Source organism: Mycolicibacterium tusciae, assembly GCF_002086795.1.
Classification (GTDB): Bacteria; Actinomycetota; Actinomycetes; order Mycobacteriales; family Mycobacteriaceae; genus Mycobacterium; species Mycobacterium tusciae.
Genome location: NZ_MVIM01000030.1, coordinates 16,030 through 32,495, shown reverse-complemented (window position 1 = coordinate 32,495; position 16,466 = coordinate 16,030). Strand labels below are relative to the sequence as shown.

The 16,466-nt window shown below is 64.0% G+C and carries 16 protein-coding genes; 10 read left to right on the top strand and 6 right to left on the bottom strand.

All coding sequences use genetic code 11. From position 1 onward, the window contains the following. The 5 genes from BST47_RS29135 to BST47_RS29115 all read left to right on the top strand — a co-directional run. The coding region (locus BST47_RS29135) for a sensor domain-containing protein (RefSeq protein WP_133056254.1) at positions 1-559 on the top strand (559 nt) is incomplete at its 5' end. A gap of 118 nt (positions 560-677) precedes the next feature. After that, positions 678-1,904 carry a DUF4878 domain-containing protein gene (locus tag BST47_RS29130; RefSeq protein WP_057970253.1) on the top strand — a complete coding sequence of 409 codons (1,227 nt, stop codon included), beginning with the start codon at positions 678-680 and terminating at the stop codon, positions 1,902-1,904. A gap of 312 nt (positions 1,905-2,216) precedes the next feature. Then, on the top strand, positions 2,217-3,197 hold the full coding sequence (locus BST47_RS29125; RefSeq protein WP_046189489.1) for a DUF4878 domain-containing protein: 981 nt from the start codon (positions 2,217-2,219) through the stop codon (positions 3,195-3,197). A gap of 64 nt (positions 3,198-3,261) precedes the next feature. Further along, complete coding sequence (locus tag BST47_RS29120; protein ID WP_057969517.1) at positions 3,262-4,557, top strand: DUF7373 family lipoprotein; 1,296 nt, start codon at positions 3,262-3,264, stop codon at positions 4,555-4,557. Between the two features lie 11 nt (positions 4,558-4,568). Further along, entirely contained in the window at positions 4,569-6,563 is a 1,995-nt protein-coding gene (locus tag BST47_RS29115; protein ID WP_046189491.1) for a serine/threonine-protein kinase, read from the top strand. 44 nt (positions 6,564-6,607) lie between these two features. Here the strand turns inward: BST47_RS29115 and BST47_RS30550 are convergent, their stop codons facing one another. Then, positions 6,608-7,033, bottom strand: coding sequence for a hypothetical protein (locus tag BST47_RS30550; protein ID WP_057969518.1), 426 nt, complete (start codon positions 7,031-7,033; stop codon positions 6,608-6,610). 351 nt (positions 7,034-7,384) lie between these two features. On the opposite strand from BST47_RS30550, the gene BST47_RS29105 reads away from it, so the two are divergent. Together BST47_RS29105 and BST47_RS29100 are read left to right on the top strand one after the other, a co-directional pair. After that, positions 7,385-8,131, top strand: coding sequence for an SDR family NAD(P)-dependent oxidoreductase (locus BST47_RS29105; RefSeq protein ID WP_107529121.1), 747 nt, complete (start codon positions 7,385-7,387; stop codon positions 8,129-8,131). Positions 8,132-8,404: 273 nt separating this feature from the next. Then, positions 8,405-9,133: a class I SAM-dependent methyltransferase gene (locus BST47_RS29100; protein WP_046190080.1), complete on the top strand. Its 729-nt coding sequence runs from the start codon at positions 8,405-8,407 to the stop codon at positions 9,131-9,133. Positions 9,134-9,167: 34 nt separating this feature from the next. On the opposite strand, the gene BST47_RS29095 is transcribed toward BST47_RS29100, so the two are convergent. Continuing rightward, a complete protein-coding gene (locus BST47_RS29095; RefSeq protein ID WP_046190081.1) occupies positions 9,168-9,779 on the bottom strand; it encodes a CGNR zinc finger domain-containing protein in 612 nt (203 codons plus the stop codon). A gap of 43 nt (positions 9,780-9,822) precedes the next feature. Between BST47_RS29095 and BST47_RS29090 the strand changes: the two genes are divergently transcribed. After that, complete coding sequence (locus BST47_RS29090) at positions 9,823-11,037, top strand: MFS transporter (RefSeq protein ID WP_064961216.1); 1,215 nt, start codon at positions 9,823-9,825, stop codon at positions 11,035-11,037. A 1,146-nt stretch (positions 11,038-12,183) separates the two neighbouring features. On the opposite strand, the gene BST47_RS29080 is transcribed toward BST47_RS29090, so the two are convergent. Then, entirely contained in the window at positions 12,184-12,912 is a 729-nt protein-coding gene (locus BST47_RS29080; protein WP_046190098.1) for a flavodoxin family protein, read from the bottom strand. A 392-nt stretch (positions 12,913-13,304) separates the two neighbouring features. Here BST47_RS29080 and BST47_RS29075 point away from each other — a divergent pair, with 392 nt between their 5' ends. Both BST47_RS29075 and BST47_RS29070 read left to right on the top strand, forming a co-directional pair. After that, entirely contained in the window at positions 13,305-14,033 is a 729-nt protein-coding gene (locus BST47_RS29075; protein ID WP_046190083.1) for a cutinase family protein, read from the top strand. A 96-nt stretch (positions 14,034-14,129) separates the two neighbouring features. Further along, complete coding sequence (locus BST47_RS29070; protein WP_225345695.1) at positions 14,130-14,786, top strand: sigma-70 family RNA polymerase sigma factor; 657 nt, start codon at positions 14,130-14,132, stop codon at positions 14,784-14,786. Between the two features lie 26 nt (positions 14,787-14,812). Here BST47_RS29070 and BST47_RS29065 read toward each other — a convergent pair whose 3' ends face one another. From BST47_RS29065 to BST47_RS29055, 3 genes are read right to left on the bottom strand one after another with little or no spacing between them, the layout of a single operon-like run. Further along, positions 14,813-15,070 (bottom strand): DUF6510 family protein, encoded by a 258-nt coding sequence (locus tag BST47_RS29065; protein ID WP_046190084.1) that lies wholly within the window; start codon positions 15,068-15,070, stop codon positions 14,813-14,815. After that, positions 15,067-15,801: an FAD-binding oxidoreductase gene (locus BST47_RS29060; protein ID WP_046190085.1), complete on the bottom strand. Its 735-nt coding sequence runs from the start codon at positions 15,799-15,801 to the stop codon at positions 15,067-15,069. Before BST47_RS29060 ends, BST47_RS29065 begins: the two co-directional genes overlap by 4 nt. Further along, positions 15,798-16,391: a molybdopterin-dependent oxidoreductase gene (locus BST47_RS29055; RefSeq protein ID WP_033717461.1), complete on the bottom strand. Its 594-nt coding sequence runs from the start codon at positions 16,389-16,391 to the stop codon at positions 15,798-15,800. Before BST47_RS29055 ends, BST47_RS29060 begins: the two co-directional genes overlap by 4 nt. Between the last annotated feature and the right edge of the window lie 75 nt (positions 16,392-16,466).

Genomic DNA, 16,466 nt, shown 5'->3' with positions numbered 1-16,466 from the left:
TGCTCCCGATGCGCTTGCCCCACTGCTGCTGCCGGGCGCCGAGATCGACAAGCAACTCAATATCGCCGGCGCAGCCCCCGTGGGCCCGGTGGAAAGCCAGCCCCTCGGCGGTGATGTGCAGCCACCGCACTGCACCGGCGCGTGGGGTCCCGGTTACCGCGCCACCTACGACGGGACCGGCTTCACCGGGATGGCCATCGGGGTTCTCGCCCAGGGCCAGGCACACCGCATCGCCCAGTCGGTGCTGGCCTTCCCCGACCCCGCGGCGGCTCAGCGCATCTACGACAAGCTAATCGGAGACTGGAACGCCTGCCAGAACACCCACGCGGTGTTCAGTTTTCAGGGCGCCTCCACCGAGATTGACATCAAGACACCACGCCCGATCGGCGACATCAACACCCTGATGCTGGTGCCCACCACCTCGCCGGTTCCCGGACAACAGTGCGAACGCGGTATGGCGTTGCGCGGCAACGTCATCGTCGATGTCCGGGTCTGCTCACCGACCGTCGGCAGCGCCGGATACTCGATCACCCGTGCCATCGCCGACAAGGTCCGTTGACCGACGCCCCGACCCGGCCACGACACCACCACCGCCCGCGCGCAGCGCGACCAACCGGCTTGCGGTGCAGTAACGATCATCAACGCTGCACCCGCCGACAGCTCCAAAGGAGAACAACGTGAACAATCAGAACCCCCGCGGCGGGTGGCCGGATCCCGACGATCCGACCGTCGCGACTCCCCAGTTTCAGCGCCCCGCCCCACAGCAGCCGCCACCGGTCGCAGGTTGGGGACAGCAGCAGCCTGCCCCACACAGTTCGTGGAGCACACCGCCGCCCCAGCAGCCGCAGCCGTGGGCCGCCCCGCCCCAGTCATCCGGGCCAGGTGCCCCCGCCCCGGGCTGGCCCGCTGCGCAACCGCAGGCGACCGGGTGGACCAACACAGCCCCCGGCGCTCCGCCGGCCGGACCTAGCCGCAACCGGCGAAAGCTCTTCATCATCGCCGGTGCCGTTGTGATTGCGCTCGTCGCCGCGTTCGTGGTGGTACCACGATTCACCGGCGACGCGGGTGGTGGTGACCTGTCGGCTTCAGAGACCGTCACCGCCTACCTGGAAGCACTCAGTAGCGGCGACGCGGAGAAAGCGCTGTCCTACAGCAAGAGTGAACCCGCCAACGCCGATCTGCTCACCAACGACATCCTCGCCCAGCAGATCGCCAAGATGCCCATCTCTGATATCCGCATCCTCGACGGCGGCGAGGAGCTGGCCGGCATCGGGATGGGCTCGGTGAAGGTCGCGGTGAAGTTCGGCGAGCAGCTCTCCGATTCCACCGTGCGGCTGTCCAAGGTCGAGGAGACCTGGAAGATTGATGAAGCGATCAACAAGATCGAGATCACCAGCCCCTCCGCCGCCGATGAGACACTCACCATCTTCGGCAAGGAATTCAAAAAGGGTGAATCCTTCTACGTGTTCCCCGGTTTCGTTGACGTGGGCAGTTCCAACGAGTACATCGACGTCGCAGCAGAGTCCCCGCTACTGACCGGCGGATACCTCTCCTTCGCGCCGACATACACGCTCAACGACGACGGTGTCGAAGCGGTGTCCGCCACGATGGCCGACGCTTTCGCTGTCTGCGAGAAGTCCAATCTGCTGGACCCTCCGGGGTGCCCGGTCAAACTCAACAACTACCGCGCGCTCGACGGCACCGTCACCTGGGGCAAAGCCGACCTCAGCCAACTCAGCCTCAGCGAGTTGAGCGAGTACGACATGACCGTGCGCGTCACCGGAAACGTCACCATCCCGGTGTCATACCAACTGCGAGACGGCGGAACGGATTCCGGGACTGCCGAGAGCATCGTGTTCAACACCGTGGACGTCACAACCTCGCCGCCCACCATCGGTCGATGAGCTGGCGCGGGCGTGAGCCCGGCGTTGCCCGCTGTCGCCCCACATGCAGCAAGGGAGGTATCCGTAATGGCCAACTGGCCTGGCAGTCACGGCAATACGCCGCATGAGCCTGGTTGGGGCGACCCTGATGCCGCCACACGCGCGGTGCCAAGGTTCGAGCGCCCGGGATCTGCATCCGCCAATGTTGGGGGCAGTCAGCCGCCCTCGGCAGGCCACAACCCGTGGATCGGTCAGCAGCCAGGCCCCCAGGCGGGGTATCCGCGCCAGCAGCCCGATGTGCCCTCAGCCAAGCGTGGTCGCGGTCGACTACTGATGGCACTGGCCGCCGTGGTGGTCCTTATCGGCGGCGTCGTCGCCTACATGCGGGTCTCCAGCGTTGACAGTGAAGGCCCCGCGGGCACCCAGCCGTCGGGCACCGCGCAGAACACACAGTCTGCAAGCGCAGCGACCGCGCCGTCGGCCGCGCAGACAGTCACCGACTACCTCGAAGCTCTGCGCCGCGGGGACGCCGCGAAAGCACTGTCCTACAGCAAAACTCCGTTCGCCGACAACGAATTCCTCACCGATGAGGTGCTGGGCAAGCAGATCGCGCAGTGGCCGATCTCTGACATTCACATCGGCGAAATCAAAGGTGATGAGCAAACCGCCGCGAAGCTCTATGTGCCAATCTCGGCGAAGTTCGGCGACAAGACTCACTCCGAGACGATCGGCCTGACCCGGAGTCTGCAGGGAGGATGGTGGATCGATCACGTTGCCAACGAGTACGCACTCCATTCATCTGCGGTGGACGCCACGCTCACGGTCTTCGGCAAGAAACTGAGCCCAGGCCAGTCGTTCTACGCGTTCCCCGGGTACTTGGATCTTGCAAGCTCCAACGAGTACATCGAGCTCACAAGCATTAAGTACCCGCTGTTCAGAAATTACCTACTGTCGAGCGAGTTCCTCATCAGTGCCGACGCCGACCTCAGCAGCAAGGGCGCCGATGCCATCACCGCGGCCGTGCGGGAGTCGTTCGCGCGATGCGAAAAGTCCAACCTCATCGCTCCCCCGGACTGCCCGGCGCAGCTGAACAGCACTACCGCCGTCGACGGCACCGTGACGTGGGGCCGCGCTGACATCGACACACCGTCGTTCACCTTGCACTCTGCGGACCTGTCGGTCTCGGTCAGCGGCAATGCCAGCATTCCGGTGACCTTTCAGACCACCGACGGCCAGACAGTCAGCGACACCCAACTGCTGGTATTCCAGGAAAAGGCAGACATCACCACCTCACCCCCCAGGCTCGTCCGTTGACACCAGCCACCGCCACCTTCCGGTCACCGAAACAGTCGCCCTCACAACCTGGAAGGCTCACGCCATGCTAGGAATTAGCCTCGTGCAAACACCGGCCACCGCCGCGAAGATAGCGGCTGTCATCGGTGCGTGTGCCGCGCTGATCACCGGATGCTCCTCGGCCACGACCGGAACCCCGAAAACGGCCACCGCCGGCCCGGAGTCCGGGGCCAACGTCGCCCTGATGGACACCGGTCCGTATGACACCGCCTCCGGTAGGCCATTCGGTTCAGCCGGGGACGACGTTGACGGTGCAAATCTGTTGGAATCCCAGCGCATGGCCGAGTTCGTGGTGGGCCCGTGGGAAGTTGACGCTGAGCTGACGAGAATGCCTGGCGCGATAGGATTGGGCATGATCGGCCCGGTTCCGTCGATCAAACTCATGCGCGACAACGAAGTGCTCAAAGACGACCTGATCGCGGTGGCAGACAAGCACCGATTCATGAACGGGTTCAGCACAATACGACTGTCGCCGGAGCAGACCGGCCAAAACCGCGGCCTGCACAACCTCGTCCTGCGGTTCCCCGATCCCGCCGCCGCCGACGCCGCCGCCACCGAGATGGCCGCCGTGGAATCCTCCCGTCCGGACCAGCCACCGGCGGAGCCGGTCACGGTGAACAGCACCCCCGAAGCCCGCGCGGTGGCCTACACGCTCCCCGACGGCCTCAAGAAGGTGGTCAGCTTCACCGCGCATGGACCCTATCTGCTCTACCAGGAGGGGCAGGCATCCCAGGCCTTCCTGGGCAAAAGCGCGGCCAACCTGGTCGACGGCGCTCTCATCATCCAGAAACGCCGGATCGACGAATTCTCCCCGACCCCGCCGGCCGCGATGCGCGACTTGCCGCTGGATCCCAGCGGCCAGCTACTGGCGCGCACACTCATCGCACCTGACGGGCGCGCCCCGTTCATCATCGGCGTGTGGAATTCCTTTGCCTGGCTTCACTTTGAGCTTGACCCGCTGCAGGCGAACTCGCTGTTCAATACCGCCGGTGTGGACATCGTCGGCCAACGCCTGAGCACCGTCTACCAGGCTGCCAACGCCGACGGTGCGCTACGGGTGGCCAAAGGCTTAGACGAGCAGATCGAGAATCTGCCGTCGGTGCGCGAGGTCGATGGGGTGCCCGGCCTGCCAGGGGCGACATGCTTCCAGCGCACCGAAGGCGGCCTACCCGGCACCTCGCCGAGCACCTGGCAGCGGGTGGTCTGGCAATACAAATGCGTCGCCACCGTCGATCGCTACGCCTACACCGCGTTCTCCGACACCGCAGTCGATGTACGTCAGCAGATGGCCGCTCAATACCGAATTCTGGCTGGACAGTAGGTGATGCACTAGTGGTTCTCCCCGCAGGGTCAAACATCGGCGGCTACATCGTCGAGGACGTTCTCGGTTCCGGGGGCATGGGCACCGTTTACCGAGCACGACACCCCGTGCTGCCGCGCAGCGATGCCCTCAAAGTGCTCTCCGCGGAACTGTCCCGCGACGAGCACTTCCGCGCACGTTTCGAACGCGAAGCCGAACTGGCCGCCACCCTGGATCACCCCAACATCGTCGCCGTGCTCAACCGCGGTGAAACCGACGGCCAACTGTGGATCGCCATGCAGTACGTCGCCGGCAGCGACGCCGAACGCGAACTGGCCGCCGGACGCATGACCCCGCAACGCGCCGTGCACATCACCGGTGAAGTCGCCAAAGCCCTGGACTACGCGCACCGCCGAAACCTGCTGCACCGCGACATCAAACCGGCCAACTTCCTACTCTCCACCGACGATGAGCGGATCTTTCTAGCCGACTTCGGTATCGCGCGCGCCCTCGACGACGCGGTCAACCTCACCCAGACCGGCACCGTGATGGCCACCATCGCCTACGCGGCACCCGAGACACTGGCCGGCGAACCCGCCGACCACCGCGCCGATGTCTACTCCCTGGGCTGCTCTCTGTACCGGATGCTCACCGGCACATCACCGTTCAGCAGCTCCGGTGGCATGGCCGCCGTGGCTGCCGCGCACCTGATGTCACCCCCGCCGCGGCCCACCGACGTGGTGGCCAACCTTCCGGCCACGATGGACACTGTGATCGCTCGCGCCATGGCCAAAGAGCCCATCCACCGCTACCAGAGCGCCGGGGATCTGGCCCGCGCTGCCGCCGCGGCACTCGATGAGACCACCGCCGAGGTACGCATCACCCCGGCGCCCTCACCCGCACAGCGCCCACCGTGGGGTCCGGAGAACAGTCCGCCGCACTGGAGCGGGCCACACACCGGCACAGGCCCGTATCCGCCCGGGCCGGGATGGTCCACCGGGCCGACCCCCGCGACCGGGTGGCCCACCGGCCCCGGACCCGCCGCCCCGATGCACCTCTCTTCGACGCGAAAACCGCGCAGCCGCAGGACCGCGCTGGCCGCCGCGGGCGTCGCCGCCGCCGTCGTGGTCAGCGGCGGGGTCGGAACCTGGATGTTCACCCGCGAGGACACCCCCGCCTACGCGGCACAGACACTTGTCCACGCCCACGGTGAAGCCACCCTGACCGCCCCACCGACATCCATTGTGGCCGCCGGCCCCGGCGACGGGGACGCGGTGCTGTCGCTGGGCGTGCAACCCGCCGCCATCGTCGCACCCCCCGCCGGCCTGCCCAGCTGGGAGAAAGACCTCATCACCGGCGACACCCAAGTGCTCACCAGTGCTGACCCTGCCCAAATCGCGGCGGCCAAGCCTGATCTGATCATCGACACCGGCGACATCGACGCAGCAACCTACCGCTCCCTGGCCGAGGTCGCGACCACCATCACCCGCGCCCCCAACGCCAACGAATGGAGCTGGCAGACACAGCTGCAATGGGTAGGCCGCATCCTGGACCGCACTGAACAGGCTCAGCAGCTCATCGACGAGGCTGCAGAATCCCAAGCCAAGCTGCGCACCGAGCATCCGGTGTTCGACGGTAAGAGCGTCGAGGTCGTGTTCGTCGCCGATGACGGAATCAGTGTCGCCACGCCGAATTCAGCTGCGGCGCAGTACCTGCAAGGTCTGGGGTTCCGATACCTGGACAAGCCGGCGATCACCGCGTCCGCGGACGGATCAGATATCGCTGCCGTCGCCGACCCTGAGCAACTCAACACGATCCCTACCGACGTACGGATCGTGGCACGCACGGACTCCGCAGCTGGTGGCGGCAGCTACAACGGGCTGCCCGACCCGTTCACCAAATTCCGCGGCGCCACAATCATTGTCGATGACACCGCGGCGATCGACGCGCTACGCGTACCCGGGTACGCGGCCACCGCTTACCTGAATACGGCACTGGTCAACGCACTGAGCCGCCAGATCCGCTGATCGACATCTCGACGACAGAGTCTGTGTCGATAGTCGCTTCACTCTCAGGCGTGTTTGCGAGGGCGGCCAGCAGCAAGCGGATGGTTCTCCCGTCGTGTCCTGAAAGCCTCGATGCTGGCCCTTGTCCAGATGGGTCCGCTGCGCGGCTTGGCGACGGGCGCAGGGAAACCGGGTGTTTTCTGCAGCAACTGGATGACTCGGGTAGCCGAAACACCCAGTACTTGGGCAGCATCACCGACACTCAGAAGATCCATCTCTGGCGGGTGTGCGAGCAGTGCTTGATGTTGCTCAGTGGGTTGCACCGCAATTGCAGAGGGCTTCTCGCGTAGCAGCGGACGGGCCAGCCGCAGCGCCAATGTGGTGGCCTGGCGCAGCGTCGGTGCCTTCACTTCGAACACTGCGCTCAGAACCTGGGCCTCGGCATCGTAGGTGACAGACCTATCAAGGTCTGCAACCGCGCGTTCGGTCAAACGGGCTGTCGTACAGGAGGCTGTTGCTGTCCACCGAGTCACCGGTGTGTCCTTCCCTATCTCATCACCCCCAAACCCTTATCAATGATGGCGCATCAAGCCGCGAAGCGACACCCAGCAAGCGCTCGGTACGGATGCCGCGCAACCTGTTCCGCGGGAAGAGTCCGAGTGGGGTTCGGCCAGTGAGGAATGGAGTACCCATGCTGCGCGTTCGGGGATTGGGCGGTGGGCAGTGTCGAGCGGAGTTCTCATATCAGCTCCATGGACCATGAGCCGGAGTTGAACGGGTCGTTCGAGTCCTCACCGACAACGAGGTCACCAACATTCTCAGGTCATCTCTAAGCTCAGTTCATGTCTGCAGTGAGTGGGATCGCGTTGGTGACGGGGGCGACCCGGGGTATCGGTGAAGCGACGGCGTTGATGCTCGCGTCACGGGGTGCTCACGTGCTGGTGAGTGGCCGCGACGTAGAGAGTGGTCAGGCGGTGGTGAATGCGGTGCGTTCGGCGGGCGGGGCCGCGGATTTCGTGGGTGCGGCGCTCGTCGACGCCTCCAGTGCTCAGCGCTTGGCAGCCGAGGCGAACGAAGTGGCCGGGCGGGTCGACATTCTGGTCAACAACGCGGCGATCGGTGTGTTCGGCACCACCGCTGCGATCGACGAAGCCGATTTCGATGCGTGCTTCGCGGTCAACGTCAAGGCACCGTTCTACTTGGTTGGCGCCTTGGCGCCACAGATGGCCGAACGCGGTCACGGAGTGATCGTGAACGTCTCGACCATGGTCGCTTCCTTCGGAACGGCCGGTTCAGCGGTGTATGCGGCGAGCAAGGCCGCGCTGAACCTGCTGACGAAGTCCTGGGCGGCCGAGTACGGTCCGCGCGGTGTGCGCGTGAATGCGGTCGCCCCCGGCCCGACCGCGACGGACAACGCGCTTATGCAGTTCGGGGAGGACGGGCTGGCGGCGATGATGCGCCACACCCCGGCACGCCGCGTGGCAGCTCCAACCGAGATCGCCGAAGCTGTCGCTTATTTGGCCAGCGATCAAGCCAGCTTCGTCCACGGCGCGGTCATACCTGTCGACGGCGGGCGCACCGCCGTATAGAGAACGCATCCGAGAGCTTCCCAGCATCGGTGTAGAGGGACGTCCCTCATCCGCGGCCGGTGCGATCGCTATCATGGATGGGCGATAGTCGCACGCTCGCGCTCTATCGTTTGCTTTCAACGCGTTTGAACGCTTCGGGTCGGGTCGACCGGTGCCCTGTGGAGCTGTTCCGTATACCGATCCCGGCTTTTGATTTCCTGTCCGGTTACCCTCGCGATATGAGGTTGCCCCGCTCGCTGCGGTTACTCGGCCAGCCGAGCGCCCGGACCACTGATGGTCGACGGCGTGTGGATCACCGCGCCAGCTGGACTGCCCAACGACTTCGTCGTGCTCCGAGTCCGCTACCTCGATGACGTGCTCGACCGGGCCTTCGCTGACGGAATCGACCAGATCGTCCTGCTCGGTGCCGGTTTCGACACCACGAGTCTGCGTCACCAACGTGCCGGCGCGACCTTCTTCGAAGTTGACGTGCCCTCCACCCAACACGACAAACGCTGCACCACAGACACACTCCTAGTCGGCGAAAAGCAGTCCGCGATCAACTGGGTGCCATGTGATTTCGAGAAGGACCGACTGCCCGAGCGCCTCAAAGCCGGTAGGTTCGATCCCGCCCGCCGCTGCGTGGTCGCCTGGATCGGAGTCACGATGTTCCTCAGCAAAGACGCGATCACCGCCACACTGACCGACATGGCCACCGTGTGCGCACCGGGCAGCACCATCGTGCTCGACTACATCGATCCCGACGTCATCTCCGGCAGCACCACCTCACCAAGCGCACAGCGAGTAGCCAAGACAGTCGCTTCCAACGGCGAGCCGTACCGCACCGGGTACACCACCACCGACATCAACGCTGCCCTCACCGACCACGGGTTCATACCCGACGACCACGCAGCCGCCACCGCACTACAGCAGCGCTACTGCCACACACGTGCGCCGCTGCCTGCCGGCCACGACTGGCTGAGAGCCCTCACTGCCGTCAGAAATGCGCGTGACACGATGTGAGTGTGACGACGTATACGCACCCTCGGCGATCGGCTTATGGTGACGCTGTCGTCTCGGACCGGCGAGCGCGATGCGCTGCCGCCTTCGCGCGATTGCCGCACCGACTCATGGAACACCAACGCCGCTGGCGTGCGCCGGGTGCGAGAAGGTAGATCATCCGGCAGTCGTCACTCGCGCATTCGCGAAGGTGATTCCTTCTCTCAGAGTCTGAGAGGAGGGCGAGAAGGTCGCGGGTAACGCTGGCACAAACGGCAGCCTGGTCGAGCGCCGCCATGTGCGCTTGCGGCCCATGACGGCCGCTGACAAGACGCGGCAAGGGAACGTCTGCACGCGCCCACGCCTCGATCCGCTGAACTGTCGAAAGGCCGACAGGTTTGTGATGAAGGTACGCAGTCAGCACCTCCCACGAGGCCTCGCGAAGATCGCGCAACTCAGTGAGCAAGCTATCCCAATCCACATCGGCAGCAATGTCGATGCCGACGCCGGCACACCACCGCACGAGCGCCTCGATATCGGCTAGACGCTCCACCCGATGGGTCTTGCCTGCACCACGCCGTCCGACCGTCGCGGCGAGATTCAACACGAGGGAACCGGCGTCGTAGCGGAGTTCCCGCAGGGCGGTGCTGGTGCGGTTCACCGAGTTCATGCTTCAATAGTAACCTCATATCCGGTTATTTAGGACGGGTGCGATGTCGGCTCGACTGCCAGGATGGTCTCGCGCTGCTGCGGGCCTTGCGGTTGTGGGTTGGGGCGCAAATCAATTCGCTGCACTACTTCCGGTTTACCGGGAGACGACTGGTCTCTCCGCCTCGCAGATCTCGTTAGCGTTCGCTATCTACATCGTGGGTCTCATCCCCGCACTCTTCATTGCTGCTGAGGTCGCGGACCGCATCGGTCGACGCTGGCTCGTCCGAATCGCCGTTGTGTTGTCCGCTGCAGCGTCGGTAGTGCTCTGCTTCAGTCCGCAGGAACACTGGCTGCTGCTGCTCGGTCGACTCATGTCTGGTGCTGCCGCTGGCGCTGCCCTCGGGCCGGGATCTGCATGGGTAACTGAGCTTTCAGACGATGACAGGGCCGCCGCTCCGAAGCGCGTCACGGTGGCGCTTTCCGTCGGATTCGGAGGGGGGCCGCTCGTTGCAGGTGTCGTCGCACAGTGGGCTCCATGGCCTGAGGCCTCGCCTTACTCGGTTCATTTTCTTGTCTCGATAGTTGCGGCCGCACTGCTGTGGCGAACGCCCGATCCTTCTTTCGACCACGGAGCGCCTACGAAGGTGGCGGAGCATCTGGGCACGACAGAGCGGCCTTCTGACAGACCAGACACCGCCCCGAAAGAAACGTTCTGGGAGACGGTCAGGTCTGCAGCGTTCATACGGACCATCCCATTCACGGCGCCATGGGTGTTCGGCGCAGCAACCATGAGCTTCGCCATCGCGCCCTCCGTCATTCACGTGCCAGGTTTCAGCACCGCGAGTGCTGGAGTCATCACCGGCATCACCATGGGCTCCGGTGCACTGGTGCAGCCGCTTGCGCAGCGAATCGAGCGATGGAAACAAGGCGCCGCTATGCCGGCTGGGCTCAGCCTCGCAGTGTTTGGAATGCTTCTCGCCGCCACCGCATTCGCCGTTCAGATCAGCGCCCTGCTGCTTCCAGTGGCGGTGATCTTGGGATCGGCATACGGCGTCATCCTCGTTGCAGGGCTACGTCAGATCGAAACGCTCGGCCATTCAAAAGACCGTGCACGTCTGAACGCCGCCTATTTCTCCTTCACCTACATCGGATTCATCCAGCCATTCGTATTCGCCGTCGTCGCGACCACCCAGACCAGCCAGATCATCTTCGCAATGATCGGCGCCCTGGTCGCCACAGCCACAACCGTCGCTACCAGCAGAGCACGTCATGTCTAGAAGACCCGAGCCGAACCACTCTTTTCATTTCTTCGGGCTTCTCCTGCCTTGGCTGACGGTCCGCAACGAGCACGTCGGCTCAACACACGCATTGCCGGCGTGCCTCGTTGGCGTTGGTGACTTTCGGGGCCTCGCCGCCAGTCGGCTGGTCCTGCCCGCGCGTTTGAATACCCGGAACAACAACGGGGTCAACAGAACCGCAACCGCCGGGGCCAGGCCCGGCGACAATAGATGTCGATCGTCAAAGTGGATGGCGATTGTCGCCACTCCTACCTGCGTCGTTGTCATTCAGTCACGGAGATGGCGCAGCGATTGTGGTCATCCAAGTGGCAGAAGTTGGAAACGGTACGGTGGTGCCAGTCATCGGCGCGGTGCCCTAAACCAGGGAGCCACCGTGGACAACGCGCCACTTCGTGCCCGGCGCTAATGGCTCGCCCAGCCCGAACAACGAGGCGTATTCCCCACTCACCACCGCTTTCATGCGTGCATCCCAGCCGCGCAGATCGAACGGTCGCGAGTGCGGTTCGATGTCGGCAATGATGAGCCCGACAGTCTGGGGGTCTGCTGCAGCGAGCGCCGCGAATTCGGGAGGAATCGTCCCGCCGCCGCTGGGCGCACCACACATCCAATGTGCTCGATCTCCCTCCCTGACGGCGCCCACCGCCACATTCCCGCGATTCCATCACCACATCGGAGGCCTAGATGTGTCCGGCTACGAGGTTTCTCCAGATATGAACGCGGCAGCGCCGATTGGATCCGGATTCCCGATGCGGGGCTGAGGGATTAGGCCGTGGCGCAACCAAGATCGGAGAGTCCCTCGATCGGCGCCAATTCGAGTTGACATAGCCGTCTCGGGCGCGCTCGTCAGCGATCGGCCACCGGGAGCCAGGGTGTCAAAGCCGAGTCCGGTCAGGCCGGCGATGGTGGCAAGCGGCACGCTGCAGGGCTCGTCTTTCCCACCTGTGAGCCCTTGAGGTTCTCGGTCGGATTCTTGAACTCCTGGCCTTCCGTCGGGGCCAGCCTCGGATACTCACCAACAAGCGGGATAGATACGCAAGCGCCGCCGCTAGCGAGGGGCCTTCCCTTCGATTCACCGCATGCGAGGCGTCTGCAAGTAGGTTTCGATGCCCTATATGGGGCCCGCAGTCACCGGTACTCGGGGTTGGCAAATCCGAATCGTGAACCGGCATCCCACTCGGCGCGTTGATTGCCGTATGCGGGCACTCCGCCGGCTGTGCGCAGTAGCGATGCGATGTGCATCAGGTTGTAGGTCATAAAAGTGGTGTTGCGGTTGGTGAAGTCGTTGTCCGGCCCGCCGGACCCCTCGTCGAGGTAGGAGGGACCCGGCCCTGCAGGGCCCACCCACCCCGCATCCGCTTGAGGCGGAATCACGTAGCCCAAGTGCTGCAGACTGTAGAGAAGGTTCATCGCGCAGTGCTTGATACCGTCCTCGTTACCGGTGATGAGACACCCGGCGACGCGTCCGTAATAGGCGTATTGCCCAGCGTCATTGAGCAATCCCGAGCATCCATAGAGCCGTTCGATGACCGCCTTCATCACTGAACTGTTGTCGCCAAGCCATATCGGTCCGACGAGGACGAGGATATCGGCGGCGATGATGCGTTCGTAGAGTGCGGGCCAATCATCGGTTTCCCAACCATGCTCTGTCATGTCCGGGTAGACCCCGGCGGCGATGTCATGATCAATGGCGCGAATCTGATCTACCTCGACGCCATGCTTTTCCATCAGTGCGCTACTGATATCGGCCAGACCTTGGCTGTGGCTGCGCTCAGGCGACTTCTTCAAAGTGCAGTTGACGAACACTGCTCGCAGACCATCAAAGGAGGGTGCGGCGTTGTTGTGGGGCGTCGGGATCTCGTTCACGTTGAGTGTCCTGTCTATGGCCCGGGTCGCCGAAGCGAGTCAGGAACGGAAGTGTCGTGGCGGGTCCTTTTGCCGAGGTCAGCCGGCCTGAACCGCGCCACTCAGTAGTTGTACTGTGTAGTACAGTATTGCTGTAGGCGGCTGATCCATGCAAGGCTGACGTGAACACGCATTGGGAAGCGTCCGATCTCCGCATGGCGGTCGAGCCGAAATAGGCGCCACGGTGGTTCATGCCGACATCGCTTGGTAACACGGGGGATTCACGACGAAAGCAGACACGCCCTCTCAAGTTCACGACATGGCTAGCCTGCAACCGTCATCGATGCTCTCAGCAACAAGCCGGTACGCCCCGAACCTCACGACTGCTACGCAAAGGAACGATCATGAAAATCAGTCCCGCTGCGCACGGTGCCACTCGACCGTGGACCGGCGGAAGGTTCTCCGCCGCTGTTCTTTCCGCTGTCGCGATGCTCATTCCGCAAACCTCGGCTACCGGTCTCGCCAAGGCGGAACTCGCCTGCCCGTATGCCCAGATAGTTTTCGCTCGCGGGACGTTTGAACAGCCAGGCGTGGGTGCGACCGGGCAAGCCTTCGTCGACGCTTTGAGCGACCGCCTGAGCGGCAAGTCCGTCCACGTATATGCGGCGGATTACCCTGCGTCGCTCGACTTCAAGCACGCTGCCGACGGCATCGCCGACGTCCGCAACAAAGTCGAGTCCATCGCAGCGACCTGCCCCAGTACCAAGATCGTCCTCGGCGGTTACTCACAAGGCGCAGCGGTGGCCGGCTACACCCTCGCCGACACGATCCCGGCCGACTACGAATTACCGACCGGCATCACCGGTCCCATGCCCGCGGCGATGGCCAACCACATCGCGGCGGTGGCGCTGTTCGGCACACCAGATGCCGGTTTCCTGGCTCTCGTCCAACGCAGCGCACCGCCCATCACCATCGGCAATCCCTACGCGGCCAGGACGATTCAGCTATGCGCAGTCGGCGACCCAGTCTGCTCCCCCGGCGGCCTGGATCGTGCAGCGCACAGCGCCTATAAGAGCAACGGAATGGCCTTAGAGGCAGCGGTATTCGCTGTTCGCGCACTGGCAGCGACGTAACAGCCTGACCATGAGTTGCCGGCGACGATTCGTCCTACTGGGCGAGCACTACACACATCCGCTGACGAGAGGACTGAGGCGAAAATGACGTCGTACGTGAGCATCGACGCGGCACGGTCGAAACCGGCGCCGACAGTTCGAACTGCGCCCAAAGCCGAGTGTCCCGCCGAGTCACTCTCGGCACTGGCCGAGCGGTTCGAACGTGAAGCGATGCCGTACCGCGCCGCCCTCCTCTGCACCGCCCGGCGACTTACACGCCGGGAGGCTGATGCCGAGGATCTGATCCAGGACACCATGATGAACGCATTTCTCGGATTCGACCGTTTCCAGCCTGGCACCAATCTGAGAGCGTGGCTGTATCGGATAATGCACAACCGATGGATCAGCGTCCACCGGATGAAACAACGTCGTCCAGAAACCTTTTGCGTCGACGCGATTACCGATGACGGTATCGCTGGCTTTGCTTCTCGTTCGAATCGGTTCGAGCGTTCGGCAGAAGACGAAGCCATGGACGGTCTGTCCGACCATCGAATAGAAGAAGCATTCCGATCGCTGCCGGAGGGCTTCCAGAAGGTGCTGTACTACGTTGGCGTCGAGGATCTCACCTGTGCCGACACTGCGATCCTCTTGGGGATTCCAGTTGGCACGGTCATGTCCCGCCTGTCGCGGAGCCGCGTTCGACTCCGCGCACAGCTGGCAGACTTCACCGACGGTTCGGAAGCCTGGTCAAATCGCCGCCCTCTTGCCCAATAGGCACTGGACAGCGACGCGACTTCGGGTCATGGCCCTGGGATTGAGACGTGTGCCAGCCCCGAGAGGTTGACGAGTACTTCATGCGGCTTTTGGACTATGACGGCGAGCACGCCCTGGCAATGCTCGCATCGCAGGACCGACCCGATGGCGGTCACGAAGGCGTGGGCGCGCGCCAGTTCGAATACGAGATGACAGCTTCTGCATCGTCCAATGGCGGCGGTGATCTCGATGCCGAGAGTGTCGGCGAAGAGTCCGGCAAGCGCGTTTCCGTCGAGGTGGGTCATCCACTGCCTCCGAAGCGTTCCGTGCGTATTCGTCCGGGGTCATGGCCTAGTTGGAGAAGCCAACCGGCGATCGTCTCGACGAACGGTGTAGGGCCGCAGAGGAAGATGCGCGGTGCCGCCGTGGCGGGAAAGACAAAACCGGCCAACGACTCTCGAGTCAGTCGCCCGGGGGGACGCAGTGATCCCGGAGGGCATCTTCGTGTGTGCACGATGTCGATGGTGGTCTGTGAGAGCGCCGAGAGCTCCTCGGCGAAGAGCACGTCCTCGGGCGCCCGGACCGAGTACAGCAGTCGGAACTCGGCGTGGTTCGCCTCGTGCTCACGTGCCATGGCCATCGCGAACAGCGGGACCACGCCGGATCCACCGGCGATGAGCTGAACCGGGGAACGGTCGGGTTCTGATGGGATCCAGACGAAGTATCGTCCCAGTGGGCCGTGCACCTCGAGCTCGTCGCCCTCTGCGAGCTGGTGCACGAGGTAGGGCGAGACTTCACCCGCGGGGAGTTCGTCGATCGCCAGGATGACTCGTGTCGTCTCGCCCGGCGACGCGACCGAGTAGGACCGGACCGCCTGATAGCCGTCCGGGGCGGTGAGGCGGACGTCGAGGTGGGAACCGGCATGGTTTCCCGGCCAGGTCGGCACGTCCAGCTCGATTCGGACCGCCGATGCGGTCTCTCGACGGCGGCTGACGACGCGTCCGACATGCCAGCTCGCGCGGATCGGAGACGTCACCAGTAGCGTTCCTCCCGCCACGGATCACCACGGAGATGGTATCCGTTCTGTTCCCAGAACCCGGGCTCGTCGCTCGGCATCATCCGTATCTCGCGGACCCACTTGGCGCTCTTCCAGAAGTACAGATGGGGCACGAGAAGACGCGCCGGCCCCCCGTGCTCAGGAGTCAAGGGCTCACCCTCTGCCTCGGTGGCGATCCACGCCTGGCCTTCGAGCAGATCGTCGAGGGGCAGATTGGTGGTGTAACCGCCGTGGCTTCGGACCAGGACGTAGTCGCAGGAGGTCTCGACGTCCTCGAACAGCCGATCCAAAGAGACCCCGCGCCAGGCCATGTCAAGCTTGGACCAGTGGGTGACGCAGTGAATGTTGGTGACGATGTCCTCCACGCCCACGTTCTGGAGCGCGTTCCAATCCCATCCGTGCTCGGTGCCCGTCTCGGTCGTGATGGTGAACGTCCACTCGTGCGCCCCGATATCGGGTGTCAGGCCGGCCGTCAGGACCGGCCAGTCGTCGACGAGCGTCTGGCCCGGTGGCAACCGTGAGTCGCCGGCGCCGCGACGGTTACCGAATCCGCTGTTGATCACTGCCATAGCAAGCTCCTTCGCGTGTCACGCGCGTCTCTGTGTGCGCTGACACTGAGTACGGTGTATTCCAAAATCCAGTCT

Coding starts and splice junctions, on each gene's coding strand:
- BST47_RS29055 (WP_033717461.1), bottom strand. CDS start 16,391: ATGGCAGTGATCAACAGCGGATTCGGTAACCGTCGCGGCGCCGGCGAC.
- BST47_RS29100 (WP_046190080.1), top strand. CDS start 8,405: ATGGTCGACGGCGTGTGGATCACCGCGCCAGCTGGACTGCCCAACGAC.
- BST47_RS29095 (WP_046190081.1), bottom strand. CDS start 9,779: ATGAACTCGGTGAACCGCACCAGCACCGCCCTGCGGGAACTCCGCTAC.
- BST47_RS29125 (WP_046189489.1), top strand. CDS start 2,217: ATGGCACTGGCCGCCGTGGTGGTCCTTATCGGCGGCGTCGTCGCCTAC.
- BST47_RS29090 (WP_064961216.1), top strand. CDS start 9,823: ATGTCGGCTCGACTGCCAGGATGGTCTCGCGCTGCTGCGGGCCTTGCG.
- BST47_RS29120 (WP_057969517.1), top strand. CDS start 3,262: ATGCTAGGAATTAGCCTCGTGCAAACACCGGCCACCGCCGCGAAGATA.
- BST47_RS29075 (WP_046190083.1), top strand. CDS start 13,305: ATGAAAATCAGTCCCGCTGCGCACGGTGCCACTCGACCGTGGACCGGC.
- BST47_RS29065 (WP_046190084.1), bottom strand. CDS start 15,070: ATGACCCACCTCGACGGAAACGCGCTTGCCGGACTCTTCGCCGACACT.
- BST47_RS29105 (WP_107529121.1), top strand. CDS start 7,385: ATGTCTGCAGTGAGTGGGATCGCGTTGGTGACGGGGGCGACCCGGGGT.